The sequence below is a fragment of the Mycolicibacterium obuense genome (assembly GCF_055397605.1).
Window position 1 is genome coordinate 5219179 of sequence record NZ_AP043663.1, and the last position, 26111, is coordinate 5245289.

Below are 26111 nucleotides of genomic sequence, written 5' to 3' on the forward strand. Positions count from 1 at the left end.
GTCGTCAGAGGGGTATTTGTGCAGGTCACCAGTGTCGGGCACGCCGGCTTCCGCATCGACACCAAGGCCGGGAGCATCCTGTGCGATCCGTGGGTGACGCCGGCGTATTTCGCCTCGTGGTTCCCGTTCCCGGACAACAGCGATCTGGACTGGGCGGCGCTGGGCGACGTCGACTACCTCTATGTGTCGCACCTGCACAAGGACCACTTCGATCCGGTGATCCTGCGCGATCACGTCCGCAAGGACGCCGTGGTGCTGCTGCCGGACTACCCGGTGCCGGATCTACGCCGTGAGCTCGAGAAGCTCGGCTTCCACCAGTTCTTCGAGACCACTGATTCGGTGAAGCACCGCGTCAGCGGTCCCAAAGGCGACCTCGACGTGATGATCATCGCGCTGCGGGCTCCCGCGGACGGCCCCATCGGCGACTCCGGCCTCGTGGTTTCCGACGGCGAGACGGTGGCGTTCAACATGAACGACGCCCGGCCGGTCGATCTCGACGTGCTGGCCGCCGACTTCGGTGAGATCGACGTGCACATGCTGCAGTACTCCGGGGCGATCTGGTACCCGATGGTCTACGACATGCCCGATCGGGCCAAGTACGCGTTCGGTGTGCAGAAGCGCCAGCGTCAGATGGACCGGTGCCGGCAGTACATCGCACAGGTCGGCGCCACCTGGGTGGTGCCCTCGGCCGGTCCGCCGTGCTTCCTGGATCCGGAGCTGCGCGACCTCAACGACGACCACGGCGATCCGGCGAACATCTTCCCCGACCAGGTGGTGTTCCTGGACCAGATGGCCTCGCACGGGCACGCCGGCGGGCTGCTGATGATCCCCGGTTCGACTGCGGAATTCACCGGCTCCGTGCTGGATTCGCTGCACCATCCGGTGTCCGAGGACGAGGTCCGGGCGATCTTCACCACCGGCAAGGCCGATTACATCGCGGCGTACGCCGAGAGGATGGCCCCGGTACTCGCCGCCGAGAAGGCGTCCTGGGCGCCGGCCGACGGAGAGCCACTGCTCGCGCCGCTACGGGAACTGTTCGAACCCATCATGTCGGCCTCCGACCAGATCTGCGACGGCATCGGTTACCCCGTGGAGCTGCGGATGGGGCCTGAAACGGTGGTGCTGGACTTCCCCAAACGTACTGTGCGCGAGCCGGTCTCGGATGAGAAGTTCAGGTACGGATTCGAGATACCGGCCGAGTTGGTGCGCACGGTCGTGCGTGACCGGGAACCGGACTGGGTGAACACCATCTTCCTGTCCACGCGGTTCCGGGCCTGGCGGGTCGGCGGGTACAACGAGTACCTGTACACGTTCTTCAAGTGCCTGACCGACGAGCGCATCGCCTACGCCGACGGCTGGTTCGCCGAGGCGCACGACGACACGGCCTCGATCACGCTGGACGGCTACGAGATCCAGCGCCGCTGCCCCCACCTGAAGGCTGATCTATCGAAATTCGGTGTGGTGGAGGGCAATACGCTGACCTGCAATCTGCACGGCTGGCAGTGGAATCTCGACAGCGGACGGTGCCTGACCACCAAGGGCCACGAGCTGAGGTCGCAGAAACTGTGAGCGCCGGCGCTGTCTCGAGCCCGTTCTACGACGACGGGCTGATCCAGCTCGACCGCGAAGCACTCACCCTGCGCCGCTATCACTTCCCGTCAGGCACCTCGAAGATCATCCCGTTGCGCGACATCCGCGGCTACCACGTCAGCCCGCTGGGGCTGTTCATGTCGCGGTTCCGCCTGTGGGGCACTGATTTACGGTGCTGGCTCCCGCTGGATGTGAACCGGCCGCGCAAGTCCACGCTCGTCACCCTCGACGTCCGCGGCGCCTTTCCGCGGCCCGCGTGCACACCCGAGCATCCGAACGCATTCGTCGACCTGCTCGACGAGCTCCTCGCGGGTCGCTGACTCAGGAGGTCGTCCGCGTGGGGTATCCGCCGAGACCGCGGCGCCTGACCACCAGCGACGTCAACACGTAGTGCACCACCCCGGCGACGACGAAAGCGGGTAGCGAGGCCGTCGTGTACCGGAACACTGCGCTCGGCTCGTACGACACCGGGTTCAGCAGAAGCGAATACGTCAGCGCACCCGCGGCCACGGCCGCGAACGCGGCGTAGTTCACGCCCTTCCAGTAGCCGTAGGCCGACTGCGCAGCGGGCAGGAACAGATCGCGCACGCTGATCTGGCGGCGCCGCAACAGGAAGTAGTCGACGATCTGCACAGCACACAGCGGGGCCAGCACGATGGCACCCCACGACAGGAAGCGGCCGTAGTTGTCGTAGACCGCGGCGGGGAAGAACACCAGGACCGCGGCCGGGACCAGGATCGCGGCGATGAGCCAGGGCCAGGCCGCCACTCGGAAGAAGCGCCCGCCGCCGCCCTTGAGGGCGACCATCGACGCATAGCCCTGCGACAGGATGGCGGTGATGTTGGCGAGGCAGACGACGGCCAAGGCCACGACGCCGACGCCGATGCCGGCCAGTGGGATGAACCATTGAGTCGGTTCTTCGACCTGGAGGGACAGCGCGGCGACAGCGCCGACGACGGCGGCCACCACGGATGCACCGAACACGCCCAGCCAGTTCGGCCAGAACGCCGCCCGGGACGTGCGCGTGAGGCGGGCCAAGTTGCCCAGATTGGGCCACCACGCGAAGCCGCCGGCGATGCTCAGTTCGACAGCGAGCACGAAGCTCAAATGCGGGTCGTCGCTGAGACCGCCCAGCGGCGCCAACGCTGCGAGTTCTCCCCAGGTGTTCTGCGAGAAGACGATGACGATGATGCCGACCAGGATGATCAGCAGCAGCGGCGCCAGCACCCGGCACACCGCCTCGACCGACACCGGTCCGCGGGCCAGGATCAGCGCCGAGACGGTGATCGCGATCAGTGCGAGCAGGCTGGCGGCAGCCCCGGCCTGGGAGAGTTCGATGCCGAACACCTGATTGGCGACGACGACCAGGCCGTGACCGAACATGATGGCCAGCACCGCCGACCAGGCCGCGGCCAAGACGGTGGACATGGTGATCATCACCAGCCTGGCACCGACCTCACCGAAGGTGCTGCGGAGGCCGACGAACTGTTCGATCCCGTATTTGACGGACGGCAGGCAGGGAGCGAGCGCCACCGCCAACACGCTGACGCCGTAGCCGATGATCACGGTCGCGATCGCCTGGACGAAGCCCACGTAGTAGGCGACCGCCGCGCCCTGGAGGAAGGCCCAGGTCGCGATGGCCAGTCCCACGTTGACCCACGAGTGCTGCCAGAACCCCCAGATCCGCTCGTGCGGAAGCAACGGGAGATCGGTCAGCGTCACATCGAGGTTCGAGCCGACGACAGCATCGTGGGGCACGGTGCGCGCCATCAGTATGCCCACCACAGCAGAGCGACGATCACGGCGACGAGCACGCCGACCGCCAGCAGGAGGTCCCGTAGCGGCAGGTCGGAGACCAGCACGGCGTCGGCGTCGCCCGTCTCGATCGCGGTCAACCGGTCCTCGAGCTGACGCTCGAACGGCAGGAACTCCATGGCTTCTCATTTCTGATTGGCGGGCCAGTTTAGAGAGTGTGTGTCGCCGGCCACATGCTGTCAAGAGGCGAAACCAGATCACATTTTAATCTTGACTGGCGGGCCAATTATCTTCACACTGACTCCGTGCACACCACTCAGAAGAGCGAGCCACTGCCCACGGAGGCCACCGCTGTCATCGTCGGCGCGGGGTACTCCGGCCTGTCCGCGGCGCTGGCCCTGCACGACGCCGGCATCGACGTGGTGGTGCTGGAAGGCTCCGACCGGGTGGGCGGACGCGTCCACACCGAAGTCGTCACCCAGTTGGACGGCCTGGCCATCGATCACGGCGGTCAATGGGTCGGCCCCACCCAGACCCGGCTCCTCGCGTTGGCGGAACGGTTCGGCTGCCCCACCTTTCCCACCTACAACCACGGCACCCACCTCGAGCTGTGGAGCGACGGGGTCTGCCGGCCCTTCCGCGGCGCCGGACCTGTCGACGGCGCGGGAGTCGCCGCCTACGAAGCGGCGACCGAGGCGATCGACGCACTGGCCGCGTCGGTCGACCTGACACAGCCGTGGGCCACCCCCGGTCTCGGCGCATGGGACAGCCAGACCGTGCAGACCTACCTCGACCACACGGTCGCCGATCCGGACGCCCGCACCCGCCTCGGCCTCGCCGTGCAGGGCGTGTGGACCGTGGAGCCGCGCGACATCTCCCTGTTCCACTTCCTCTTCTACGTCGCCTCCGCCGGCGGTTTCGAGCAGCTGATGGAAACCGAGGGCTGCGCTCAGGAGCGGCGATTCAGCGCTGGTGCCCAGTCGGTGGCCAGCGCGATCGCGGCGCACCTCGGCGACCGGGTTCACCTCGGTGCGCCGGTGCAGCACATCGAGGTGCTCGACGACGGTCGCGTGCGCGTCGACTCCGGGCGCGGACAGCTTTGCGCCACCCGCGTCGTCGTCGCGACAACACCGGCGGCGGCGCTGCGGATTCACCACACCCCCGAGCTGCCGCAGGCACGCAACCGCTGGCTGGAGCGCAGCCCGATGGGCGACGTCGCCAAGATCCACACCGTCTACGAGACGCCGTTCTGGCGAGACTCCGGGCTGTCCGGTGAAGCCACCGTCTACGGTGACCATTCGGTGGGTGTCGTGTTCGACAACTCCCCCTCCGACGGCCGGCTGGGAGTGCTGGTGTCGTTCGTCTACGCCGAGCGCCAGCACCGATGGTCACAACTGCCCGAGGCCGAACGCCGACAGGACGTGCTGAGGACGCTGGGCCTGCTGTTCGGTGAGCAGGCGCAGTCCCCGCTGTACTACACCGAGAAGAACTGGCCCGAAGACCCCTGGGCGCGTGGTGGTTACGCCGCCAACCCAGCGCCGGGAGTGTGGCTCGAGCACGGCCGGGCAGGCTGGCGGACGGCATGCGGGCCCCTGCACTGGGCAGGCACCGAGACGTCCTCGGTGTGGAACGGCTACATCGACGGTGCGATCGCCTCCGGCCAGCGCGCCGCTGCCGAGATCCAGGCGGCGCTGCGATGACCGCGACGCTGCTGCCGCCGACCGCGCGGCAGGACCTCAGGGTGTTCAGCAATCCCTCCTCGGTCGCCGTCGTCGGGGCGTCCGACGATCCCGCGAAATGGGGCTACTGGCTGGCCTCCGGCGCGCTCACCGGCGAGCATCGCCGCACCGTGCACCTCGTCAACAGCCGATCACGGACGGTCCTCGGTCGGCCCTGCGCCGCAGGAATCGGCGAGCTGGCGGAGACCCCTGAGCTGGTGGCGCTGTGTGTACCCGCGAGCCACGTCGACGCGGTGGTGGACGACGCACTCGAGCGGGGTGTCCGTGGCTTCCTCGGCATCACCGCCGGGATCGCCGACGATGCCGCACTGGCCGCCCGCATCACCGCCGCCGGCGCGCGCCTGATCGGAACCAACAGCCTCGGCATCTACAACGCCGCCCACGATCTGCGGCTGATGTGGGGGGCACCCACCCCCGGCCCGATGGCCATCGTCTCCCAGAGCGGGCAGGTCGGATCGGAGCTCATGGCGATCGGGCGCAGACACGGTGTCGGGGTGTCGCGTTTCGTGTCCGTCGGCAACCAGTCCGATGTCACCGCAGCCGAGGTCCTCGCCGACCTGGTCGCCGACGACAACACCGGCGTGATCGCGCTCTACCTGGAGAGCTTCGCCCACGGGGAGACCTTGTTCGGCGTGCTCGCCGGGCTGCGGGCGCTCGGTAAGCCGACCGTGCTGCTCACGGTGGGCGCCAGTGGCGCCAGCGCCCGACTCGCACGGACCCACACCGGTTCGCTCACCGCACCCCTCGACGTCGTCGACGCCGCGTGCCGAGCCGCCGGCGTCGTCCGGGTCGCCACCCCCACCGAGGTGATCGACGTGGCCCGCGGGTTGCTCACCGCGTCGCCGGCCCGCGGCCGGCGGGTGGCGATCATCGGCGACAGTGGGGGGCAGAGTGGTATCGCCGCCGACGTCGCGGTGGCCGCCGGCCTCGAGGTGCCGCCGCTGCCCACCGCGGTGGCCGACCGGCTCGCCCGAGACCTTCCCGCAGGTGCCGCGTGCAGCAATCCGGTGGACCTGGCGGGGGCGGGGGAACAAGACCTCGCGACCTATGGCCGCGTCATCGCCGAGGTACGTGCACACGGTGACGTCGACGCCGTCGTGCTGACGGGTTACTTCGGCTGCTATGGCCAGGACACGCCGGCCCTGTCCGACGCCGAGGTGGCGGTGGCGGTGGCCATGTCCTGCGCGTCGGACATCCCCCTGCTCGTGCACACCATGGCACCCGAATCCACCGCGGCACAGGCACTGTGGGACCACGGCGTGCCGGCCTACGGGGACATCGCCGCGGTGATGCGTGTCCTGGCTGCACTCACCACGGGCGCTCCGGCTCCCCGGCCGGTCTCCGCGCCGGCCGGTCGCGAGACCCCGCCCGGGTCCGGCTACTGGGCCGCCCGGACGTGGCTCGGCACCGCGGGAATCCCCTTCCCGCGCGGTGAGCTGGTGCACGATGACCACGAACTCTCCTCTGCCGCAGATGATCTGACCGCTCCTCTGGTGCTCAAAGCTGACTGGTTGGAGCACAAGAGTGACGCTGGCGGAGTGTGCATCGGCCTGCGGGACCGGCCGCAGATCGATGCGTCGTTCGCGGACATGTACCGCCGCCTCGGACCCGGCGCCTTCGTGCTCGAAGAGCAGGACCAGCGGCCGGACGCGGTGGAGGTGCTCGTCGCCGCACGGCGGGATCCCGACCTGGGACCGGTCGTGGTGGTCGGCGCCGGCGGCACCGAAACCGAGGTGCATCGTGACATCAGCATGGAGTGCGCACCGGTGTCAGCGCAGACCGCGAGGGCCATGCTCGACGGGCTTCGCATCGCGCCCCTGCTGCGGGGGTGGCGCGGCCGAACGCCCGTCGACATACCAGCACTCGCCGATCTCGTCGCGACCGTCTCCACGCTGATCGCGACGCACCCCGACATCACCGAGATCGAACTCAATCCCGTCCGCGTCACCGCCACGGGCGCCCTGGCCGTGGACGCCCTGGTATTGACCCGGCCCGACGACTTCGCCTGACCCAGAATCAGCGATATCAATTGCCGCACAGTGCAATTAGACACAACCGAGAAAGAGAACACATGACCACCACCGCTGTACCCGCCTGGCCGTTGACCGACGAGCAGCGTCAGATCGTCGAGCTCTGCCGCGACTTCGCCGCCCGCCACATCCGTCCGCGCGGACGCGAGGTCGACGAGGCCGACACCGTCACGCCCGTCGACATCTTCGCGCAGGCCGCGACCGTCGGCATCACCGACTTCATGATCCCCGAGGAGTACGGCGGTGGTGGGTTCACCGACGTCTTCACCCAGTGCCTCGTCCAGGAAGAGCTGTGCTGGGGCGATCCCGGCATCGGAAACCTGGTGTGTTCCAACGGGTTCTTCGCAGATCCGATCCTCGTGCTCGGCAACGAAGAGCAGAAAAAGCGCTGGCTCACCCCGCTGACGGGTCCGGCACCGGTGATGACCGCCCTGGCCACGACCGAGCCGGGCTCGGGATCGGATGCCGCCTCGATCGCCACCACCGCGACCCGCGTCGACGGGGGCTACCGCATCTCCGGGCAGAAGGCCTGGATCTCCAACGCCGGTGCTGCTCAGTTCTACGTCGTCTTCGCCAAGACCGACACCACCCGGCGATCGTCGGGAATCTCGGCGTTCCTGATCGACAAGGACACCGAGGGCCTGACCTTCGGCGCGCCGATGAAGAAGATGGGGCAGCGGGCCATCGTGTGCCGGGAGATCTTCCTCGACGGCGTGCTGGTGCCCGAAGAAGACCGCCTCGGCGACGAGGGCCAAGGGTTCTACGGCCTGATGGGCACGTTCGACATCTCCCGCGTGGTGCTCGGAGCCGCGGCGGTCGGCGCCGCGCGCGCCGCGTACGAATACGCGCTCGACTACGCCAAGACCCGTCAGCAGTTCGGGGTGCCCATCATCGAACACCAGGCCGTCGCTTTCCGGCTCGCGGAGATGGCCACCCGGATCGAGGCCGCCCGGCTGCTGGTGCTGCACGCTGCCCGGGTCATCGACAGCGGTGCACCCGCACGCGGTGTGGCGGCGATGGCCAAGCTGACCGCGTCGGAAACCGCCATGTTCGTCACCCACGCCGCGGTGCAGACACTCGGCGGCTGGGGGTACTCCCGCGAATACCCCGTCGAGCAGTGGATGCGCGACGCCAAGCTCGAAGAGATCGAGGAGGGCACCTCCGACATCATGCGTCTGGTGATCTCCCGCAACCTCGGCTGACACAGGGCATTTGACCGGGCGGCCAGTTAAGCGACTTGTACGATCGAGGTCGCCCGGGCCCATTCAGACGATTCGGAGTGACTGATGCCGCGCCCCAGTGTGGAAGCCGAGCGTCGGCCGCAGATCCTCGCCGCGGCTTGCGAAGTGATCGCCACGGCGGGGATTCCCGCTCTCCGGTTGTCCGACGTCGCGCGAGAAGCCGGGGTGAGCTCGGGCACGGTGCACTACTACTTCGACACGAAGAAGGAAGTCATCACCGCCGCCTTCGAGTTCAACCTGACCGACTCGCTGGCACGCCGGCAGGAGCTGCTGAACTCCGGGAAGAACAGCCTGGCGATCCTGCACGATCTGGTCGATTCGTATCTGCCCCATGACGATCTGTCGACGCGGGCGTGGAAGGTGTGGCTGGCGCTGTGGGCCGAGGGCAGCCGGGACACCGTGTTGCAGGAGATCAACGACAGGCTCTACGGGCAATGGCGCGACGTCGTCGCCGGCGTCATCGGCGATGCTCAGCGAGCCGGTCTGGCCCGCCCCGGTGACCCGGTGATCGTCAGCAACATGCTGATCGGAATGCTCGACGGGCTCGCCGTCCAGGTGGTCCTTCACTCGTCGCGGATGACACTGGCCGACATGCGGCGGACCTGCCGGGACTTCATCGCAGACATCATCGCCGCCTAGCTCGGCCTGAGCTCCTCAACCCCGAGGTAGGGCACCAGCGCCTGTGGCACCCGGACGCTGCCGTCGGGCTGTTGATGGTTCTCCAGGATGGCGACCAGCCATCGCGTGGTCGCCAGCGTTCCGTTCAGCGTCGCCGCGATCTGCGGCTTACCGCTGTCGTCGCGGTAGCGCACGGCCAGCCGACGGGCCTGGAACGTGGTGCAGTTCGAGGTCGACGTCAGTTCCCGGTACGTCTGCTGCGTGGGAACCCAGGCCTCGCAGTCGAACTTTCGCGCCGCAGATGAGCCGAGGTCGCCTGCCGCGATGTCGATGACCCGGTAGGGCACCTCGATGTGGGCGAGCATCTGACGCTGCCAACCGAGCAGACGCTCGTGTTCGGCCTCGGCGTCCTCGGGCTTGCAGTAGACGAAGCCCTCGATCTTGTCGAACTGGTGCACCCGGATGATGCCGCGGGTGTCCTTGCCGTAGCTGCCCGCCTCGCGCCGGAAGCACGAGGACCAGCCGGCGTAGCGGCGCGGACCGTTCGACAGGTCGAGGATCTCGTCGGAGTGATAGCCGGCCAGCGGCACCTCGGACGTGCCGACGAGATACAGGTCGTCATCGGCGAGGTGATAGACCTCGTCGGCGTGGGCACCGAGGAAGCCGGTGCCCGCCATGATCTCCGGGCGCACCAGCACCGGGGGGATCATCAGCGTGAAGCCGTTCTCCGTGGCGGTGCGGACGGCGAGCTGGAACAGCGCCAGCTGCAGTAGCGCGCCGTAGCCGGTGAGGAAGTAGAACCGCGATCCGGAGACCTTGGCGCCGCGATCCATGTCGATCAAGCCCAACGACTCCCCCAGGTCCAGGTGGTCCTTGGGGTTCTCCAGCGCGGGGGGTTCGCCGACGGTCTCGAGCACGGTGAAGGCGTCTTCGCCGCCCGCCGGCACACCGTCGATGATGACGTTCGCGATCGCCATGTGTGCTGCGGTGAAGGCCTTCTCGGCCTCGGCCTGCGTCGCCTCGGCGGCCCGCACGCGTTCGGCGAGCTCCTTGGCTGCGGCCAGCAGCGCCGGGCGCTCGTCGGGCGAGGCCTTGCCCACTGCCTTGCTGGCCGTCTTCTGATCGGCGCGCAGAGTGTCGGCCTCCGAGATGGCGGCACGACGGGCGACATCGGCGTCGGCCAGGGCGTCGACGAGGCCGGGATCTTCGCCGCGGGCCCGCTGGGATGCCCGCACCGCGTCGGGGTTTTCTCGCAGCACTTTCAGGTCGATCACATCGCGCAACCCTACGGGCCGCAGCGTCAGCCGCATAACGTTACAGCTGCATCACTTGTCACAGCACCTGACACGCCTGCCACAATGGTGGGCGATGTTCTCGTCGTCCACCCCGCCACAGCCATCTGACGCACCGCCCGCCGGCCCGGAGCGGCGTCCGACGCGCTGGTGGCACAGCCTGCAGGCCGAGTCCACGCGCCGGGCCCTGCTGTTGACCGCGCTCGGTGGCCTGCTGATCGCCGGTGTCATCACCGCGCTTCCGCAAGCCGATCCGGCCGGCGGGTTGACTGCCAACTCGATCTCGCTGGGTTCCCGCGGCAACGACACGTTCGACCACGCCAAGAGCGGCGACTGCCTGAACTGGCCGGAGCGGACGCCCGACGCCGCCCAGGTCGTGGACTGTACGGCCGAGCACCGCTTCGAGGTGGCCGAGTCGGTGGACATGCGTACCTTCCCGGGCAGCGAGTACGGCCCCGACGCCGCACCGCCCTCGACCGCCCGCATCCAGCAGATCAGCCAGGAGCAGTGCACGGCGGCGGTCCGGCGCTATCTCGGCGCGAAGTTCGACCCGAACAGCAAGTTCACGATCAGCATGCTGTGGTCCGGGGACAAGGCCTGGAAGCAGTCCGGGGAGCGCCGCATGCTGTGTGGTCTGCAGCTGCCCGGCCCGAACAATCAGCAGCTGGCGTTCACCGGCAAGGTCGCCGACATCGACCAGTCCAAGGTGTGGGCCGCCGGCACCTGCTTGGGCATCGACCCGACCACCAACCAGCCGACCGACATCCCCGTCGACTGCGCCGCGCCGCACGCGATGGAGGTCACCGGCTCGGTGAACCTGGCCGAGCGGTTCCCGGGGGCGCTACCGGCGGAGCCCGAGCAGGACGGGTTCATCAAGGACTCCTGCACCAAGATGACCGACGCCTACCTGGCCCCGATCCAGCTGCGCAACACCACGCTGACGCTGATCTACAGCACGGTCTCGCTGCCCAGCTGGTCCGCCGGCAGCCGTCAGGTGTCGTGCAGCATCGGTGCGACCCTCGGCAACGGCGGCTGGTCGACTCTGCTCAACAGCGCCAAGGGCCCGCTGATGATCAACGGGCAGCCGCCGGTTCCGCCGCCGGACATCCCCGAGGAGCGGCTGAACCTGCCGCCGATCGAGGTGCCGCAGGTGCCGGACACGTCGTCGAGCAGCTCCAGTTCCGGTTCGAGCTCCAGCTCCAGCTCTCAGTCGACCCAGTCGGACAGCAGCCAGCAGACCCAGCACATGCCGCAGCTGGCGACGACGGCCGCACCCACGGCCAGTCAGCAGGCGCCGGCCCCTGATCAGGCACCAGCACAGGGCAACACGTTCCTGGGTGGCCCGCCACCCCCACCGGCAGCGCCGCCGGCCGATGTGGCGCTGCCGCCGGCCGAGCAGGCGCCGCCGGCCGCGCCGGCCCCGGTCGACCCGGTGCCGCCCCCGGCCGCGCCGTTCCCGCCACCTGCCCCGTGATGGCCGTGCGGATGAGTCCGCAGCGGTTCGACGAGTTGGTCGGCGACGCGCTCGACCTGCTGCCCGGTGAGCTCGCCGCGGCGATCGACAACGTGGTGATCTTGGTGGCCGACCGCAACCCCGACGAGCCCGAACTGCTAGGGCTCTACGAGGGCGTGGCGCTCACCGAGCGCGACTCCTGGTACGTCGGCGCACTGCCCGACACCATCACGATCTACCGCGACGCGCTGCTCGACATGTGCCACACCGACGCCGAGGTGGTCGACGAGGTGGCGATCACCGTGATCCACGAGATCGCGCACCACTTCGGCATCGACGACGAGCGGCTGCACGAACTCGGCTGGGGCTGAACGTCGCTCGAGCGCGGCAACCCGATCGTGTCGGCGATCGGTGCTATGAACGGAGCATGAGCCTTCGGTGCCGCGACTGCGCGGCGGGCCTCGAGCACTGCCACGGTGCGCTGATCCACCACGCCTACCGCCGGGAGGAATGCACCGAGGACGGTTGCCTTTCCCCGCCTGCTGCGCACGACATGCACCTCGACTGCAGCGCGATCGGCTGCGAGTGCGACCACGTGGGTGCGGTGTCAGCCCATCGGGTCGGCTGAGGCGTCGGCAGCGTCGCCGCCGGCCGTCACCGTGATGGCCGGACTGGCCTCCAGGTCGAACGGTGGTGTCAGCGCGCCCCACTGCAGACAGCTCCACCGTCCGTCGGTGATCGGCGCGAGCACCACCGATTCGGTGTTGGCCAGGTGGTTCTCGATCGCGAAGCGGCTGTCGATCCCGGCGAGCACGGCGGCCACGAGGCGGATGGCCGCGCCGTGGCTGACCACGATGATGTCCTCACGCCAGGCGTCGTCGTCGAGGTAGCGCATGCGCAGGTCGTCGAGCACGGGGACGTAGCGGTCCAGGACCTGACGGCCGGTCTCGCCGCCGGGCAGCGCGATGTCGAGCTCGCCGTGGTGCCAGCTCCGGTAGATCGCGGTGAACTCGTCGTGCGCGGCCTCGTCCGACCGATCCTCCAGGTCGCCGACCTGGACTTCGTGGAGCCCGTCGAACTCCACGGGGCCCTGCGCGCACAGGGCGCTGTCTATCTCGTGAGCGGTCTGTATCGCGCGGGTGGCGATCGAGTGGGCGATGAGACCGGGCGGGCGGCTCAGCGTGCCGGCGAAACCGCGGGCCTGTTCGCGCCCGAGCTCGGTCAGCTCGGCGCCCGGTGGCCTCGTGTCGAGCCGCCGGGCCACGTTGCTGTGCGTCTGTCCGTGCCGCACCAGCACCAGGCGCCCGCTCATGGGGTGCCCTCCCGCAGCCGCGTCAGCCACGTCGTCGCCTCGTCGGTCACCGGAGGCGGTGCGCCCGCCGGGTCACCGGTGGGCCAGGAGCCCAGGTAGCGCACGTCGGCGCAGCGGCGGTGCAGTGCGCGCAGCGCCTCGGCGACCGGGGCGTCGTCGATGTGGCCGACGAAGTCGAGGAAGAACATGTAGCTGCCCAGTTCGGTTCTGGTGGGCCGAGACTCGATGCGGGTCAGGTCGATGTCGCGGATGGCCAGTTCGGTCATCGCCATCGCGAGGGAGCCCGGCACGTTCTCCAGGCGCAGCACCACCGACGTGCGGTCGGCCCCGGTGCGCGGGGGCGGTGCGGCCGGAGCTCCGACGAGGACGAAGCGCGTCCTGGCGTTCGGCTCGTCGACGACACCGGCGGCCACCGTGTCCAGGCCGTAGCGGTCGGTGGCCAGAGCCGTGGTGATCGCTGCGTCGGCCCGGCCCGCGGCCACTTCGGCGGCGGCCGCGGCGTTGGAGTGCGCGGGCAGCAGTGCCGCGTCGGGCAGGTTGGCGACGAGCCACTTCCTGACCTGGGCGGTGGCGACCGGGAAGGCCGCGACGGTGCGCACCGCGGCTGCCGCGATGCCGGGTCGTACCGCGATGGTGAACGACACGTCGAGGGTCAGTTCGGCGTAGATCTGCACCGGCGGCCCGTCGGCGAGACTGTCCAGTGTCGGCAGCACGGACCCCTCGATGGAGTTCTCGATCGGGACGCACGCGAAGTCGGCTTCCCCGGAGCGGACGGCGGCCACCGCCGCCGGCGTGCTGTCGGTGGGAGCCTGGGTGACGGGTCCTGGCACGGGGATCCGGTGGTCGGCCTCGAGAGCCCTCAGTGCCGCCTCGGTGAACGTCCCCTCAGGGCCGAGGTAAGCGATGCGGGACACGGGGTCAGCCTATCGGGTGAACACAGCTGCGCTGGTGGGCGACGGAAAGCCTTGCGCCACTCCGTACGGATGGTTAAGTTAGCCTCACCTTACTAATGGAGGCGTGATGACAGGACAGACACCGACGCAGACACCGGCCCAGACACCAACGACGGCGGAGCGAATCCGGAGCACATGTGCGCGCGCCACCGGGGCGGTGGTCGCCATCGACGGACTCGACCCGACCCCCACCCCGCTGGTGCACCTGCTGTGCGACGGATCAGCCGCGCTGACTGTCCCCGCGTCGAGCCCCCTGACCGCGGTTGCGGCCACGACCGAGGCGGCCGGTGTGCAGGCCGTCCTCGAGCTGACCGATTATGCGCCGCTGCCGCTGCGCGAACCCGTCCGCTCGCTGGTGTGGATCCGGGGCACGCTGCGGACCGTGCCGGACCGCGAGGTCCCCGCGCTGCTCGATCTCATCGCCGCGTCCAATCCCCACCCCGCCCTGCTCGAGGTGAACAGCACCCGGGGCCAGGACGTGCTGATGCGGCTGGAGATCGAATCCGTGGTCGCCGCGGATTCGACCGGCGCGGAGTCGATCTCGGTCGCGGGCCTGCTGGGCGCACTGCCCGATCCGTTCTGCGCCATGGAATCCGCCTGGCTACAACATCTGGACGCCGAGCACCGCGATGTCGTCGACCGGCTGGCGAGCCGCCTTCCCGGAGCCCTGCGTAACGGCCACGTGCGCCCCCTCGGCCTCGATCGCTACGGCGTCGCGCTGCGCGTGGAATCCGCCGACGGTGACCACGACGTCCGGCTGCCGTTCCCGCATCCCGTCGACGATGTGACGGGACTCAGCCGCGCCATCCGGATCTTGATGGGTTGCCCGTTCCTCAACGGGTTGCGCGCCCGCCGCGTCTGACGACTCGGTGCGGTCGTCCCGCTACCGTAGCTGCGGTGAGCGAACCGCCGACCGATGCGCAGCGTCGCGCCCTGCGCATCGAGATCGCGGTGGTCCTCGCCGTCACCTTCGGACTCAGCGGCTACACGGCTCTGCTGCGCCTGATCGAAGCGGTGCTGCTCGGGCTGTCCGGGCAGACCGTGGCGCTCAATCCGCGCCGGTCGCCGTTCAGCCTGATCGACCTCGGCCTGAACCTCGCCGGATTGTTCCAGTTGCTGGCCTGGGGCGGCCTCGCGCTGTACCTGCTGTGGCGCGCCGGGGACAGCCCAGCCCGCATCGGCCTCGCTCGATTCCGTTGGCGCACAGACTTTCTCGGCGGTGTAGGGCTTGCCCTGATGATCGGGATACCCGGGCTGGCGCTGTACCAGTTGGCCCGCATCCTCGGCGTGAACGCCTCGGTCGAACCCGCCGAGCTGAACGACACCTGGTGGCGTATCCCGGTGCTCCTGCTGCTCTCGTTCGGTAACGGGTGGGCCGAGGAGGTGGTCGTCGTCGGCTTCCTGCTGACGCGGCTGCGCCAGCTCCAGGTGAACCCCTGGGTCGCGCTGGCCCTGTCGAGCCTGCTGCGCGGGGTCTACCACCTCTACCAGGGTTTCGGGGCGGGGCTGGGCAATGTGGCGATGGGCCTGGTGTTCGGATACGCGTGGCAACGCACCGGTCGGCTGTGGCCACTGATCGTGGCGCACACGCTGATCGACGCCGTGGCGTTCGTCGGGTACTCGTTGTTGGCCGGCCGACTGACCTGGTTGCAGTAGGTTCTTGCTGTGACCGACGAGCGGCCGCCCGCCCCCAGGCCGGCGCCACCGCCCCCGCCGCGTGGTTATCCGCCGCGGAGGGAGCCGCCGCCGCAGCTCCGGCGCGATCCGCACTACCGGCCGCCCGCTCCGCCACCGCCACCGCCGCCGCTCCCGCCGCGCCGCCCTCCCGCCCCTGCGCCCGCCCCGCCGCGACGTCCTCCGCCACCTCAGGTGCGACGACCGCCACCGCCCCCCGCACGCCCGCCGGCACCGCCGGCACCGCCTCGCCGCACGCCCCGCCGACCCCGGCGCTGGCTTCGGCTGATCCCGGTGGTGCTTCTGGTGGCGGTGCTGGGGCTCGTCGGCGCCGGCGTCTGGATCGACACGTCCCTGCGCCGCGTCCCCGCCCTGACGGACTATGCCGACCGACCTGCGCAGGGTGCCGGGACGACCTGGCTCCTAGTGGGTTCCGACAGCAGGTCGGATCTGAGTCCGGAGCAGCAGGCCGAACTGTCGACCGGTGGCGACCTGGGTAACAGCCGCACCGACACGATCCTGCTCGTCCATCTGCCCGGACTCGGGTCGAGCACCCCGGCCACGATGGTGTCGATCCCCCGCGACTCCTACGTGCCCATCCCGGGATACGACAGCGACAAGATCAACGCCGCCTTCTCCCTCGGCGGCCCGGCATTGCTCACCCAGACGGTCGAGGAGGCGACCGGCCTGCGCATCGACCACTACGCGGAGATCGGTTTCGGCGGGTTCGCAGGCCTCGTCGATGCGGTCGGCGGCGTCACGGTGTGCCCACCGGAACCGATCGACGACCCGCTGGCCGGTATCAATCTGCCCGCCGGCTGCCAGCACGTCGACGGGCAGCAGGCGCTCGGCTTCGTCCGCAGCCGCGCCACGCCGCGCGCCGACCTCGACCGGATGGCCAACCAGCGGGCCTTCATGTCCACTCTGGTGCACCGCGCGGCGAGCCCGTCGGTGTTGGCCAATCCGCTGCGCTGGTACCCGATGGCCACGGCGGCGGCGGACACCCTCACCGTCGCCGACGGCGACCACGTGTGGGATCTCGCGCGGCTGGGGTGGGCGCTGCGCGGCGACCTGCAGACCATCACGGTCCCGATCGGCGAGTTCACGGAGAACGGCTCCGGGTCGATCGTCGTCTGGGACAGCGACGCCTCGACACGCTTGTTCTCGGCGCTGGCTTCGGATGCGCCGATTCCCCAGGACGTGCTCGACGCGTCGAACCCCTGACGCTCAGTCGCGGCCCGCGCCCGTCAGACCGTTCTGCAGCCAGTCCTTGGTGCGGCCGGGGTGGTTGGTCGCGATCCACGCGACCCCGAGGTCGCGGCAGTACTGCACGTCCTCGTAGTGGTCGACGGTCCAGCAGTACAGGGCGCGCCCCTGCGCCGCGGCCCGGTCCACCAGTTCCGGATGCTCGCGCAACGTCGCGATCGACGGTCCGACCGCTGTCGCACCGACCGTCGTTGCCGCACTGCCACCGAGGAAGCGGGACGTCTCGCCCAGCAGCACCGTCGGCAACAGCGGTGCCGCCCGCCTGATCCGCCACACCGCCGCCGCGGAGAACGACATCACGACCGCGCGGGACAGATCCGCCGACGCGGGCGCGGCGATGCCGTACCGGTGCAGCAGCGCCAGCACCTTGCTCTCCACCAGCGCGCCGTAGCGGACGGGATGTTTGGTTTCGATGAACATCTTCACCGGCCGGTTCCAGTCCAGGACCAGCGCCACCAGATCATCGAGGGTGAGGAGCCCGGTGTCACCCTGACTGCCGTCGGCTCGCCAGCTGGGGTGCCAGGAGCCGTAGTCCAGCTCCCGCAGCTGCGCCAACGTCATATCGCTGACCAGGCCGTTACCGGTCGACGTGCGGTCCAGGCGACGGTCGTGCACACACACCAGATGCCCGTCGCGGGTCAACCGCACATCGCATTCCACCGCGTCAGCGCCCTCGTCGAGCGCGCGCGCATAGGCCGCCCTGGTGTGTTCGGGAAGATCAGCTGAGGCGCCGCGGTGGGCCACCACGAACGGGTGGCCGTCGGACGTCCCGCCGGAGTTCATACCGCTATGCTGCCGGGTTCTGCCCTTCGGGCTCAACCGCACGCGCCTGATCGGCAGAGGAATCTTTCGCCGGTTGCTTCTGCTCGGGCGCCGTGACCATCAGCCACCGCTTCGACGGCCGTTCGACCGGTTGCCGTTCGAAGCCGAGGAACACCTGGAGCGCCAGCAGCAGCGCGCCGGCTGCGAACAGGTACGCGACGATCGTGGTGACCGTGTTGTCGGCGATGCCCTGCGGATCGGTGGTGAAGCTGGTCGCGATGGAGAACAGCGACACCGCGGTGCTGGCCACCCATACTGCCCACCACACCGAGATCGGGCGCCGCAGCCAGTTCTGCCGGCCCTCGACCTGCGCCAGTTCGAGCACGAACACCGGCGCCCAGAAGAGGTTCACCACCGGCAGCAGGCAGCACAGTCGCAGCATCCAGGCCGGTCGGGGATCGTCGTGCCCGTGGTGGGCGTACGCGGCGGCCCGCCGGGACACCAGCCACTGGATCAGCAGCAGCAGGCTGGCGACAGTGGTGAACAGCGCCACCACGCTCACCGCGACCCCGCCCCACGTGGCGATGCCGGCCACCCACGGATTGAGCAGCACAGTGCGGTTGACGATGAGGAGTACGTAGCGGATCAGGTGGACGAACGCCGCGGCGCCGAGCACCGCCACTGTGGCCACGAGGGTCGTGTGGACCGCGGTCAGGGACGGGCCGGTGCGAACCGGTTTCTCGTCGGCGGGGGCGTCGAAGTGCTCGACGAGCCCCCACCTGGGGATCACCGAATATCGGGGCGTCGGGCCCAGATCACGACGGGGACGACGGGGCGGCGGAGGCGGGCCGGGCCGCACCGCGACCCACTTGAACCCCGCCGGCAACCCGGGGGTCGGCCGTCGCTGCGCGGGCGCCGCGTCCCGCCGACCCCATTCCGGCGCGGGCGCCGCGCTCCCGGGAGCGAGCAGCGTGCCGCGGCAGCGCGGGCACCAGACCCGCTGCCGATCGCGCACGTTCCACCGCGTCCCGCACTGGGAGCACACCTGGATCATCCGGCCAGCTTAATGTCGCCGCCTGGACGGGCGGTTCAGGCAGGCGATCGGGCAGGGAATCAGACGGAACCCGGACGGCCGTCGTCGGTCACCACCGGGCGGCCCGCTCCGGCCCAGGCCGCCATGCCGCCGCTGACGTTGACCGGCTGGTAGCCCTGGCCGACGAGGTAGTCGGCGACGCGCTGGGAACGGCCACCGAGGTGGCAGATGACATAGAGGTCGGCGTCAACCGGGATCTCGGCCATGCGTGCCGGCACTTCGCCCATCGGGATGTGACGCGCGCCCGGCGCGTGGCCCAGTCGCCACTCGTCGTGCTCGCGGACGTCGAGCAGGATCGGGCCACCCATCCCGGCGTCGAACTCAGCCGGTATCTCGGCGACGTTCGCTTGCCTCACACCGATGTCGTCCATGTGGCCATGCTGACACGTCGCTGCGGGGCGGCACCACCGAGGCCGGTCGGCAGCGAAATCGACGCGGACCGCCTACCTATCCACAGATTCCACAGATTTATCCACAGGCTGTGAGCGCAGTTGTCGAGGCCATGGGCTCGAGTTGTGGATGACGACACCACGAAACGCGCCGGAAACTCACAGCTACCCGTCAGTACAGGAAGCGAACAGAGCGAAATGTCTCGGCTGCCTAACGATTTCGGTGACGGGCTCGTCACCGTCCGATCGATTTTCCCGCGTAGGACAAATGAGGTTATGATCGCGATCACATCGTTCGCCTGTGACAGATGTCACTGAGATACGCACGTGGGGGAGGAAGCAAACGTGCAGGTGAGGAGCATCTGATGGCCCAATCATCCACAGGGCCGGGATCGGCGTATCCGCCGTCGGAGTGGCAGTCGTCCTCGCGCGCGTACACCAGCAGTCAGTTGATGTCCTGCTTGAGGGCCGGCGTGATCGCCCTCGTGCTGCTCGGTGTCCTGGCGCTGATCGTCCTGTTCTGAGTCACGCCTCGCGGGGCCCGGTCTGCCGCACCGTCTGCCGGACTCTCCACACCACGCGGTAGCTGCGGTCCGCCGGTACCCACCCGAAGGTTCGGGAATCGACCACGCCCGGCGCGTCGGCGTTGTCCGACACCGCCTCGAACATCAGACCGCGCGCATCGCGGCGCACCCGACCGACCCGCTTGACCAGATAGCGCGACGATCGCGACGGGTCAGGGAACACCCGGAGCTGGCCGACCCGCAGGCGCCCGCACCGCAGCGCCAGTAGGCCGTCACCCGGGGACAGCGTGGGTCGCATCGAATCCTCGACCACCACGAATCGGCGCACCGGCGGGCCGTGCCGAAATACCGGCCGTCCGGGGTTAGGCCTCATGATCTTGAGGGTAAGTTAAAGCCATGCTGCATCGACTCTTTGACTCCGTGTTCTCCAACGCCACTCCTGCCCACGCGCACTGCGATCTGTACTGCGGCGTGTACGACCCCGCGCAGGCCAAGATCGAGGCCCTCTCGTGCCTGAAAACCCTTCAGAAATACCATGATTCGGATGACGACCACTTCAAGACCCGCGCCATCATCATCAAGGAGCGCCAGGCCGAAGAGGTCAAGCATCACCTGATGGTCCTGTGGGCGGACTTCTTCACCAAGGACCACTTCGAGCAGTTCCCGAATCTGCACCAGCTGTTCTGGGACGGCGTTCACGGGGCCGGCGACGTCAAGAAGTCGCTGGACACCGCGGTCGCCGAGAAGCTGCTGAAGACCATCGACGAGATCGCCGACATCTTCTGGCAGACAGACAAGGGCAAGCAGATGGGCGTCTACCCGCCTGCGTGAGCCTCTCGCATACCCGTCTTCCGGCCCGGTCGTCAGCGACCGGGCCGGTTTTGTGTCTGCGGCGTATCGATATGCCGTGTCCACTTGCGTGCCCGATGCGACCTGCCGCATCCTGAGCGAATCGACCCACAGACGTGTCTGGCTGTTGCTCACCGATGCCGGGAGGCGAGATGGATTTCGGATCCGGTCGGGCGATCGAGATCGCACCGTTTCATTCGCGTGGGTCCCTGAAGGGTTTCGTGGTCTCGGGCCGGTGGCCGGACTCGACCAAAGAGTGGGCGCAGCTGCTGATGGTCGCCGTTCGGGTCGCGTCGATGCCGGGTCTGCTGTCCACGACGACGATCTTCGGGGCCCGAGAAGAGCTGCCCGACGAGCCCGAGCCGGGAACGGTGGGCCTGGTGCTGGCCGAGGGAACGGTGGTCGGCGACGCCGCTGTGGCCCCCGGACACTTCGCCGAGCGCCAGCCGCCCGCACTGCTGATGCTCCATCCCCCGTCGGAGACCACCCCGTCGCTGCCGGAGTGCACCGGCGCCGCGTCGGGGTGCGTGCTGCTGCCGGGACTCCCGCATCTGGGCCTCGAACACCGGGCGGCTTGGGTGGAGGCCGAATCCGATGGCACCGTCACGTCGATGGTGAGCAGGGTCGGCCTCGACCCGATCAGCCACCCGGACACCGCCATTCTGGCGATGCTGCTGGCCGCTTGACCGTTCGCTTCTCGCCACCTGCCATTGGCTACTGACAGCGTCGCGCGCCCAGCGATGCCGCCTGATGGCGTGAGTTCGCGCATCACCGGGGGTGCAGCGCGGCTCACCTCACTGAGCACATCATGACCGACCGAACACTCAGCAAATAATTGTGTGTTCGCCGCGCGCACGGGACATCGTTGCCGGCCACCTCCGCGACATACTCGGTGCCGCCGCCTTCGGAAAACCTGCGCGTACGCTTGCTACGCAGGCGTTATTATTTGCCTAGCTGCACCGTGCCCGCCCCGTGGCAGATGTCCCGACTACGCCGTTCACACCAGTAGCGGTGGCCAGCGACGCAAGCCCTGGTTCACTTTTCTGTGGTTTGCACTTGGTTGTGGACTCATCTGTCGCTACGATGATCAGCAAATACGCCGCCCTGAAAAAACGCTCGTCTGTAGTTGGAGGTCAATCCAATGAGCAACACGTTTGCCGCTCGCCTGAACCGCTTGTTCGACACCGTCTACCCGCCCGGACGTGGGCCCCACACCTCCGCCGAGGTGATCGCGGCGCTCAAGGCCGAAGGCGTCACCATGTCAGCTCCCTATCTCTCTCAGTTGCGTTCCGGCAACCGAACCAACCCGTCCGTCGCCACGATGGCCGCGCTTGCCAACTTCTTCCGGATCAAGCCCGCGTACTTCACGGACGACGAGTACTACGAGAAGCTCGACAAGGAGCTGACCCTGCTCGCCGGGATGCGGGACGAGGGTGTTCGCCGCATCGCAGCCCGCACGGTCGGCCTGTCCGCCGAGGCGAAGCAGGACATCGTCCAGAAGGTCGATGAGCTGCGACGCAAAGAGAACCTCGACGTTTAGCCGTCCTCACTCCTGCGGCTCGGACCGGCGAAGGTGGGCCTTCTGCCCGCCGGAGTCGAGAATCCGGTACTGACGAGCGATTTCCAGGATCCATTCGCGGTCGGAGTAGCTCTCCGGCTGTCGTAACCAGGGCAGGCCCGGGAACTCGTGCTGGTCGGCGATCCACGCCGCGATCACACTGGCCTGCTCTTCCGGCGTGACGTCGGGTGGGTCCAGCTCGCTCGATTCGTCCAGGTCCTCGTCCCGGACGCGGTCCGTGTCGGTTCCCCCGGAGCCGGCGTCGACCCGGCGCAGCGCACCCGCCGCGGCCGTCGCTTCGAGGAACAGCGCATCGGAGATCAACGACATCCGCTCGGCCACCCGGAACACCAGCGGACCGCGTGGTCGCACACCGATCCCCACGTCGGGGTGCCGGCGGCCGAGTTCGGCCAGGATCGGTCCGATCGTGCGGAGTTCACGGCGCGCGCCGAACCAGTCCTCCAAGCTGGGCAGCAGTGAGCCGGCGGCCACGATCAGCATCGCCGCACCGAGCAGCGTGGCGGCCGCGCCCACCCCGACCAGACCGCTCGTGCCGACCGCTCGCAGCAGGAAGAACGCCGACGCGGCAACGATCAGCACGATGCCGACGGTGAACACGAACAGCGCGCGCCCGCGGCGGGTCCGGTTGCTGTGCCGCAGCCCCGCCCACGCCACCAGACTCAGCGCCAGCATCACGTAGAGCAGCGGCAACAGCCATGGCAGCGAAGCGCCCTCGGCGCCCAGGCTGCGCCGCAGATACTCCTGCGGCGCCATCTCGGTGCTGCGTCCCGCCGCGAAGAACACGGCGAGGCTGGCCACGGCGATCACCGTCGCCACCCCGTACTGCACCATGGCGATCTTCTTCGCGGCTGCGGGTGATCGATGGCTCGACACCGTCGTGATCATCACGCAGCTCCCGGCGGCACACCCGATCAACGCGACCTGGCTGAGGCCCATCGCGATGTTGGGCCAGTGCGCCAGCGTGTCGATCAGCAGGGCCAGCGGCTGCCAGTTGAGCGCAGCGACCACGCCGAGGCTGCCCAGCGCCAGGATCATCGCGGTGCTGACCAGTGACTGCTTGTTGACCAGCGCCCACCCGATGCGAAGTCCGGTCGCCAATCCCAGGAGACCGGCGATGACCCAGACGATCAACCAAACGCCTCTCCGAGGCGCACCTGCACGATCGACGACCGATCCGACGGCAGCCGGCCCAGCCGGTAGATCAGCAGTGCGGCGAAGTCCTCGGCCTCCTGCTCGGCGTCCTCTCCGGCGGGACCCATGCACCCGGTGCGCTGGTTGAGCATGTATCCGATCAGGTCCGAGCTGGCCACCTCGGTGCTCTCCCGGGCCGCTTGCGTGACGGGGATGCCCTCGTGTCCGAGGACGAGGTGGCCGAGTTCGTGGGCCAGGGTGCGGTCCCAGGCGGGCAGCCCCTGTTGGATGAGGAAGACGTCATGGTCGGCGTACTGGCGCCATTGACCGCAGACACCGGGCGGGAGTTCGGCCGTCGTCAGTTCGATCGTGCGGCCTCGGTGCTCACTGACCGCCTGAACCAACCGCGGCAAGGTGATCTCCCCGTGCCGCGGCGCCAGATCGAGTACCTCCCCGACCGCGCGGGTCACTCGCCGGCTCGCAGGCATCGCTCCCCCTTTCCGCCCGTCTCTGCCCGTTCGGGCCCCCACTGTCGACAGCTTTACTATGCGCCGCTTACCCCGTACCGACATGCTTATCGTCTCAGTTCATGAATCGTGCTGTGCCCCGGGCGCGAACCACCTGGCCGGCCTTGGCCTGTCGGTAGCCGACCACGCCGCCGGCGGCCGTCAGGACGAGGATGCCGACGACGCCGGGAAGCGCGAGAGCGGCCAGCTGCGAGGTGCCCGCGGAGCGCAGCGTTTCGCCGTAGCCGACGCGCGCCGACGGCGGCGGACCGGCGAGGACGTTCTCCACGGGCTCCACCGGTCGCGCCGGAGGTGGTTCGGCCGCGATCCTGGCCGGTGCGGCGGGGGGCGGTGCGGCCTCGACGGCACGTGGGGTGCCGATGCCGGGTCCGGCCCCTGCGGCCGGCGCGACAACGGGCAGTGCCGGAAGGCTGATCGGCGCGCCCGCTCCGGTGGCCGGCAGCCCGACGCCGGGAACGACGTCGAGCACGTCGGGGTCGAACGGCAGCTCGGCAGGTGGTCGTGTCTGGGGTGCGCCGACTCCGGGTGCGCCGATCCCACCGGGACGTGGCGCCACCGCCGGGCGGTCGCTGACTCCGCCATGGGTTTCCGGCGGCGCCGGGATGCCGGGTGGCTCCGGATCGTCGGGATCGTCGTCGGGCCCACCGCCCGGCCAGGGCCACGGCCACGGCCAGCCCGGTCCGCAGTCTTTCCCGCCTTTGTCGCCGCAGGGATCAGACGGGTCGCGGTCTCGCCCGAGGGCGGCTCGGTGGCTGCGCCGCCACGTGGTGCCGATCCCGCGGCGGGTCGACGGTTCGTCGATCGTCGGGGGCCGATTGACCTGGGGCGGGTCGTCGGTGCGGTCGGTGGAGGTGGCGGGCCTCGCGGACGTCTCGGTGTCGGCGGGTTCCGCGGACGCCGTCGCTCCGGCGCCTGCGACCCACAGCCCGCCGACGGTCAGGCAGGCGGCACAGACACTGCGCGCTCGCGGACCCACGTCGTCACCACCTTCCCGGGTATCGGGTGAGAAGGTAGACCCCGGGTGAGGCTCGATTCTCGCACAACCGCTCCTGCCCCTCCGGCCGGTTCATCACCGAGGCGTGAACGATAGTGTGGGTCAGCGCGCCGGCGATCGACAGTGGAGAGGGCTTTGCGGATGAGTCTGTTCAAGCGACGTAAGTCCCGCGCCGTCCGTAGGGCCGAGAGACGGGCCATCAAGACCAAGGCCAAGCTCGAGGCCAAGCTCTCGGCCAAGAACGAGGTCCGCCGCTTCAAGGCCGAGCAGAAGGCCGCGGCCAAGTCGCTGCGGGCGCAGTTGCGCGCACAGCGCGACAGCGATCGCACCGCGCTGAAGGTCGCCGAAACTCAGCTCAAAGCCGCCCGCGAGGGAAAGCTGTTCACTCCCACCAAGATTCGTAGAGCGTTGACAGTGTCGCGGCTGCTGGCGCCGGTCGTCATCCCGCTGGTGTACCGCGCGTCGATCTCGGCGCGGGGGCTGATCGACGAGCGTCGCGCCGATCGCCTCGGCATCCCCGTCAGCCAGCTCGGGCAGTTCTCCGGACACGGCGCCGAGTTGTCGGCGCGAATCGCCGGAGCCGAGCAGTCGCTGCGCCAGCTCACCGAGAAGAAGCCCAAGGACGCCGAGACCAAGCAGTTCGCCGCGGCGATCAGCGCGCGGCTCACCGACCTGGCGGCCGCCGTCACCGCGGCGGAGAACATGCCGCCCGCTCGCCGCAGGCCGGCACACGCCGCCATCGCCCAGCAGCTCGACGGTATCGACGCTGATCTGTTGGCGCGCCTCGGCGTGGCCTGAACCCAGCCGCACACCCCGTGTCCGAGGCGCCTGTCCGGCAACCCGTCCTTCTGCGTGGTGCAGCCGCAGGACTGGTGACCACGGCGCTGTCACTGGCGGCTCACGCAACCGGCGGTGGCCATCTCGCGGTCGGCCCTGCCACCATCGGCCTGCTGCTGGTCGGGGCGACGGTCGGCGCGACGGCCACTGCGCTGCCGCGGACCCGAAATCTGGGCCCGCTGGCCCTGCTGCTGGCGGCGGGACAGGTCGTCGGCCACACCGTGCTCGCGGTCGGCCACCCGCACGCGGCCGCGCCGCGCGGGGCGATGCTCGTCGCGCACCTGGCCGCAGTCGTCGTCGGCGCCTTGCTGATCAGCGTGGGCGAGCAGCTCGCCCGCATGCTCGTCTGTGTCGTGCGGCGCACGGCAGCCCCGTCGGGTGCGAGGGTGTCCCCCGCCCCGACGAGACCCTCCACTCCCGGTGACCAACCCCTGTTCGCGGAGCTGCTGCTCGCCGCGTCGATGTCGCATCGGGGTCCGCCCGTCGCGGGCTGACCCCGACAC

The 26111-nt window shown here is 69.2% G+C and carries 30 protein-coding genes; 18 read left to right on the top strand and 12 right to left on the bottom strand.

Annotation, left to right across the window (positions count from 1 at the left end; genetic code table 11):
* Positions 1-18: 18 nt before the first annotated feature.
* Both ACZ50N_RS25255 and ACZ50N_RS25260 read left to right on the top strand, forming a co-directional pair.
* Positions 19-1569, top strand: a complete 1551-nt coding sequence (locus ACZ50N_RS25255) for a Rieske 2Fe-2S domain-containing protein (RefSeq protein WP_464474073.1) — start codon at positions 19-21, stop codon at positions 1567-1569.
* Positions 1566-1910, top strand: a complete 345-nt coding sequence (locus ACZ50N_RS25260; RefSeq protein ID WP_048424090.1) for a hypothetical protein — start codon at positions 1566-1568, stop codon at positions 1908-1910. The genes ACZ50N_RS25255 and ACZ50N_RS25260 overlap by 4 nt, the downstream gene beginning before the upstream one ends.
* 1 nt (position 1911) lies before the next feature.
* On the opposite strand, the gene ACZ50N_RS25265 is transcribed toward ACZ50N_RS25260, so the two are convergent.
* Positions 1912-3360: a cytosine permease gene (locus ACZ50N_RS25265; RefSeq protein WP_464474074.1), complete on the bottom strand. Its 1449-nt coding sequence runs from the start codon at positions 3358-3360 to the stop codon at positions 1912-1914.
* Entirely contained in the window at positions 3360-3524 is a 165-nt protein-coding gene (locus ACZ50N_RS25270; RefSeq protein ID WP_157850941.1) for a hypothetical protein, read from the bottom strand. Before ACZ50N_RS25270 ends, ACZ50N_RS25265 begins: the two co-directional genes overlap by 1 nt.
* Before the next feature lie 126 nt (positions 3525-3650).
* Here ACZ50N_RS25270 and ACZ50N_RS25275 point away from each other — a divergent pair, with 126 nt between their 5' ends.
* The 4 genes from ACZ50N_RS25275 to ACZ50N_RS25290 all read left to right on the top strand — a co-directional run bounded on the left by ACZ50N_RS25275 (position 3651) and on the right by ACZ50N_RS25290 (position 8994).
* Positions 3651-5045: a flavin monoamine oxidase family protein gene (locus tag ACZ50N_RS25275; RefSeq protein WP_464474075.1), complete on the top strand. Its 1395-nt coding sequence runs from the start codon at positions 3651-3653 to the stop codon at positions 5043-5045.
* Complete coding sequence (locus ACZ50N_RS25280; RefSeq protein ID WP_464474076.1) at positions 5042-7093, top strand: acetate--CoA ligase family protein; 2052 nt, start codon at positions 5042-5044, stop codon at positions 7091-7093. The genes ACZ50N_RS25275 and ACZ50N_RS25280 overlap by 4 nt, the downstream gene beginning before the upstream one ends.
* 62 nt (positions 7094-7155) lie before the next feature.
* On the top strand, positions 7156-8316 hold the full coding sequence (locus ACZ50N_RS25285; RefSeq protein ID WP_046366045.1) for an acyl-CoA dehydrogenase family protein: 1161 nt from the start codon (positions 7156-7158) through the stop codon (positions 8314-8316).
* An 84-nt stretch (positions 8317-8400) separates the two neighbouring features.
* Entirely contained in the window at positions 8401-8994 is a 594-nt protein-coding gene (locus ACZ50N_RS25290; RefSeq protein ID WP_464474077.1) for a TetR/AcrR family transcriptional regulator, read from the top strand.
* Here the strand turns inward: ACZ50N_RS25290 and serS are convergent.
* Positions 8991-10247, bottom strand: a complete 1257-nt coding sequence (gene serS / locus ACZ50N_RS25295) for a serine--tRNA ligase (protein ID WP_464474078.1) — start codon at positions 10245-10247, stop codon at positions 8991-8993. The genes ACZ50N_RS25290 and serS overlap by 4 nt on opposite strands.
* 94 nt (positions 10248-10341) lie before the next feature.
* Here serS and ACZ50N_RS25300 point away from each other — a divergent pair, with 94 nt between their 5' ends.
* Genes ACZ50N_RS25300 through ACZ50N_RS25310 form a run of 3 tightly spaced genes read left to right on the top strand, consistent with a single transcriptional unit; the run spans position 10342 to position 12346 of the window.
* The gene (locus ACZ50N_RS25300; protein ID WP_277243545.1) at positions 10342-11739 is read left to right on the top strand and encodes a septum formation family protein; all 1398 of its coding nucleotides are present in this window, start codon (positions 10342-10344) and stop codon (positions 11737-11739) included.
* Positions 11739-12089: a metallopeptidase family protein gene (locus ACZ50N_RS25305; protein WP_046363369.1), complete on the top strand. Its 351-nt coding sequence runs from the start codon at positions 11739-11741 to the stop codon at positions 12087-12089. The genes ACZ50N_RS25300 and ACZ50N_RS25305 overlap by 1 nt, the downstream gene beginning before the upstream one ends.
* Before the next feature lie 56 nt (positions 12090-12145).
* Entirely contained in the window at positions 12146-12346 is a 201-nt protein-coding gene (locus tag ACZ50N_RS25310) for a hypothetical protein (protein WP_046363330.1), read from the top strand.
* On the opposite strand, the gene ACZ50N_RS25315 is transcribed toward ACZ50N_RS25310, so the two are convergent.
* Positions 12326-13030 (bottom strand): histidine phosphatase family protein, encoded by a 705-nt coding sequence (locus tag ACZ50N_RS25315; protein ID WP_464474079.1) that lies wholly within the window; start codon positions 13028-13030, stop codon positions 12326-12328. The two genes, ACZ50N_RS25310 and ACZ50N_RS25315, sit on opposite strands and share 21 nt — an antisense overlap.
* The gene (gene pheA, locus ACZ50N_RS25320; RefSeq protein WP_464474080.1) at positions 13027-13944 is read right to left on the bottom strand and encodes a prephenate dehydratase; all 918 of its coding nucleotides are present in this window, start codon (positions 13942-13944) and stop codon (positions 13027-13029) included. The genes ACZ50N_RS25315 and pheA overlap by 4 nt, the downstream gene beginning before the upstream one ends.
* A 106-nt stretch (positions 13945-14050) precedes the next feature.
* On the opposite strand from pheA, the gene ACZ50N_RS25325 reads away from it, so the two are divergent.
* From ACZ50N_RS25325 to ACZ50N_RS25335, 3 genes are read left to right on the top strand one after another with little or no spacing between them, the layout of a single operon-like run.
* The gene (locus ACZ50N_RS25325; protein ID WP_048424084.1) at positions 14051-14845 is read left to right on the top strand and encodes a DUF2470 domain-containing protein; all 795 of its coding nucleotides are present in this window, start codon (positions 14051-14053) and stop codon (positions 14843-14845) included.
* A gap of 35 nt (positions 14846-14880) precedes the next feature.
* Positions 14881-15639: a CPBP family intramembrane glutamic endopeptidase gene (locus ACZ50N_RS25330; protein WP_464474081.1), complete on the top strand. Its 759-nt coding sequence runs from the start codon at positions 14881-14883 to the stop codon at positions 15637-15639.
* A gap of 9 nt (positions 15640-15648) precedes the next feature.
* Positions 15649-16881: an LCP family protein gene (locus ACZ50N_RS25335; RefSeq protein WP_464474082.1), complete on the top strand. Its 1233-nt coding sequence runs from the start codon at positions 15649-15651 to the stop codon at positions 16879-16881.
* Positions 16882-16884: 3 nt separating this feature from the next.
* On the opposite strand, the gene ACZ50N_RS25340 is transcribed toward ACZ50N_RS25335, so the two are convergent.
* From ACZ50N_RS25340 to ACZ50N_RS25350, 3 genes are read right to left on the bottom strand one after another with little or no spacing between them, the layout of a single operon-like run.
* Positions 16885-17706 carry a glycerophosphodiester phosphodiesterase gene (locus tag ACZ50N_RS25340; protein ID WP_046363335.1) on the bottom strand — a complete coding sequence of 274 codons (822 nt, stop codon included), beginning with the start codon at positions 17704-17706 and terminating at the stop codon, positions 16885-16887.
* A gap of 4 nt (positions 17707-17710) precedes the next feature.
* Positions 17711-18739 carry a DUF4328 domain-containing protein gene (locus tag ACZ50N_RS25345; protein WP_464474083.1) on the bottom strand — a complete coding sequence of 343 codons (1029 nt, stop codon included), beginning with the start codon at positions 18737-18739 and terminating at the stop codon, positions 17711-17713.
* 59 nt (positions 18740-18798) lie between these two features.
* Positions 18799-19149 (bottom strand): rhodanese-like domain-containing protein, encoded by a 351-nt coding sequence (locus ACZ50N_RS25350; RefSeq protein ID WP_073685193.1) that lies wholly within the window; start codon positions 19147-19149, stop codon positions 18799-18801.
* A gap of 383 nt (positions 19150-19532) precedes the next feature.
* Here ACZ50N_RS25350 and ACZ50N_RS25355 point away from each other — a divergent pair, with 383 nt between their 5' ends.
* Positions 19533-19691 (top strand): hypothetical protein, encoded by a 159-nt coding sequence (locus tag ACZ50N_RS25355; RefSeq protein WP_166429119.1) that lies wholly within the window; start codon positions 19533-19535, stop codon positions 19689-19691.
* A gap of 1 nt (position 19692) precedes the next feature.
* Here the strand turns inward: ACZ50N_RS25355 and ACZ50N_RS25360 are convergent, their stop codons facing one another.
* Positions 19693-19989 carry a S24/S26 family peptidase gene (locus ACZ50N_RS25360; RefSeq protein ID WP_464475710.1) on the bottom strand — a complete coding sequence of 99 codons (297 nt, stop codon included), beginning with the start codon at positions 19987-19989 and terminating at the stop codon, positions 19693-19695.
* 98 nt (positions 19990-20087) lie between these two features.
* On the opposite strand from ACZ50N_RS25360, the gene sodN reads away from it, so the two are divergent.
* The 3 genes from sodN to ACZ50N_RS25375 all read left to right on the top strand — a co-directional run bounded on the left by sodN (position 20088) and on the right by ACZ50N_RS25375 (position 22080).
* On the top strand, positions 20088-20522 hold the full coding sequence (gene sodN, locus ACZ50N_RS25365; protein ID WP_046363340.1) for a superoxide dismutase, Ni: 435 nt from the start codon (positions 20088-20090) through the stop codon (positions 20520-20522).
* A 170-nt stretch (positions 20523-20692) separates the two neighbouring features.
* Positions 20693-21226 carry a hypothetical protein gene (locus ACZ50N_RS25370; RefSeq protein ID WP_046363371.1) on the top strand — a complete coding sequence of 178 codons (534 nt, stop codon included), beginning with the start codon at positions 20693-20695 and terminating at the stop codon, positions 21224-21226.
* 455 nt (positions 21227-21681) lie between these two features.
* Positions 21682-22080: a helix-turn-helix domain-containing protein gene (locus ACZ50N_RS25375; RefSeq protein ID WP_046363341.1), complete on the top strand. Its 399-nt coding sequence runs from the start codon at positions 21682-21684 to the stop codon at positions 22078-22080.
* Between the two features lie 6 nt (positions 22081-22086).
* Here ACZ50N_RS25375 and ACZ50N_RS25380 read toward each other — a convergent pair whose 3' ends face one another.
* The 3 genes from ACZ50N_RS25380 to ACZ50N_RS25390 form a co-directional block, all read right to left on the bottom strand.
* The gene (locus ACZ50N_RS25380) at positions 22087-23250 is read right to left on the bottom strand and encodes a hypothetical protein (RefSeq protein ID WP_464474084.1); all 1164 of its coding nucleotides are present in this window, start codon (positions 23248-23250) and stop codon (positions 22087-22089) included.
* Complete coding sequence (locus ACZ50N_RS25385) at positions 23247-23738, bottom strand: ImmA/IrrE family metallo-endopeptidase (RefSeq protein WP_046363343.1); 492 nt, start codon at positions 23736-23738, stop codon at positions 23247-23249. The genes ACZ50N_RS25380 and ACZ50N_RS25385 overlap by 4 nt, the downstream gene beginning before the upstream one ends.
* A gap of 94 nt (positions 23739-23832) precedes the next feature.
* Positions 23833-24753, bottom strand: coding sequence for a hypothetical protein (locus tag ACZ50N_RS25390; protein ID WP_464474085.1), 921 nt, complete (start codon positions 24751-24753; stop codon positions 23833-23835).
* A gap of 159 nt (positions 24754-24912) precedes the next feature.
* Between ACZ50N_RS25390 and ACZ50N_RS25395 the strand changes: the two genes are divergently transcribed.
* Complete coding sequence (locus tag ACZ50N_RS25395; protein ID WP_073685608.1) at positions 24913-25569, top strand: DUF6474 family protein; 657 nt, start codon at positions 24913-24915, stop codon at positions 25567-25569.
* Between the two features lie 74 nt (positions 25570-25643).
* The gene (locus ACZ50N_RS25400) at positions 25644-26102 is read left to right on the top strand and encodes a hypothetical protein (RefSeq protein ID WP_464474086.1); all 459 of its coding nucleotides are present in this window, start codon (positions 25644-25646) and stop codon (positions 26100-26102) included.
* Positions 26103-26111: the final 9 nt, after the last annotated feature.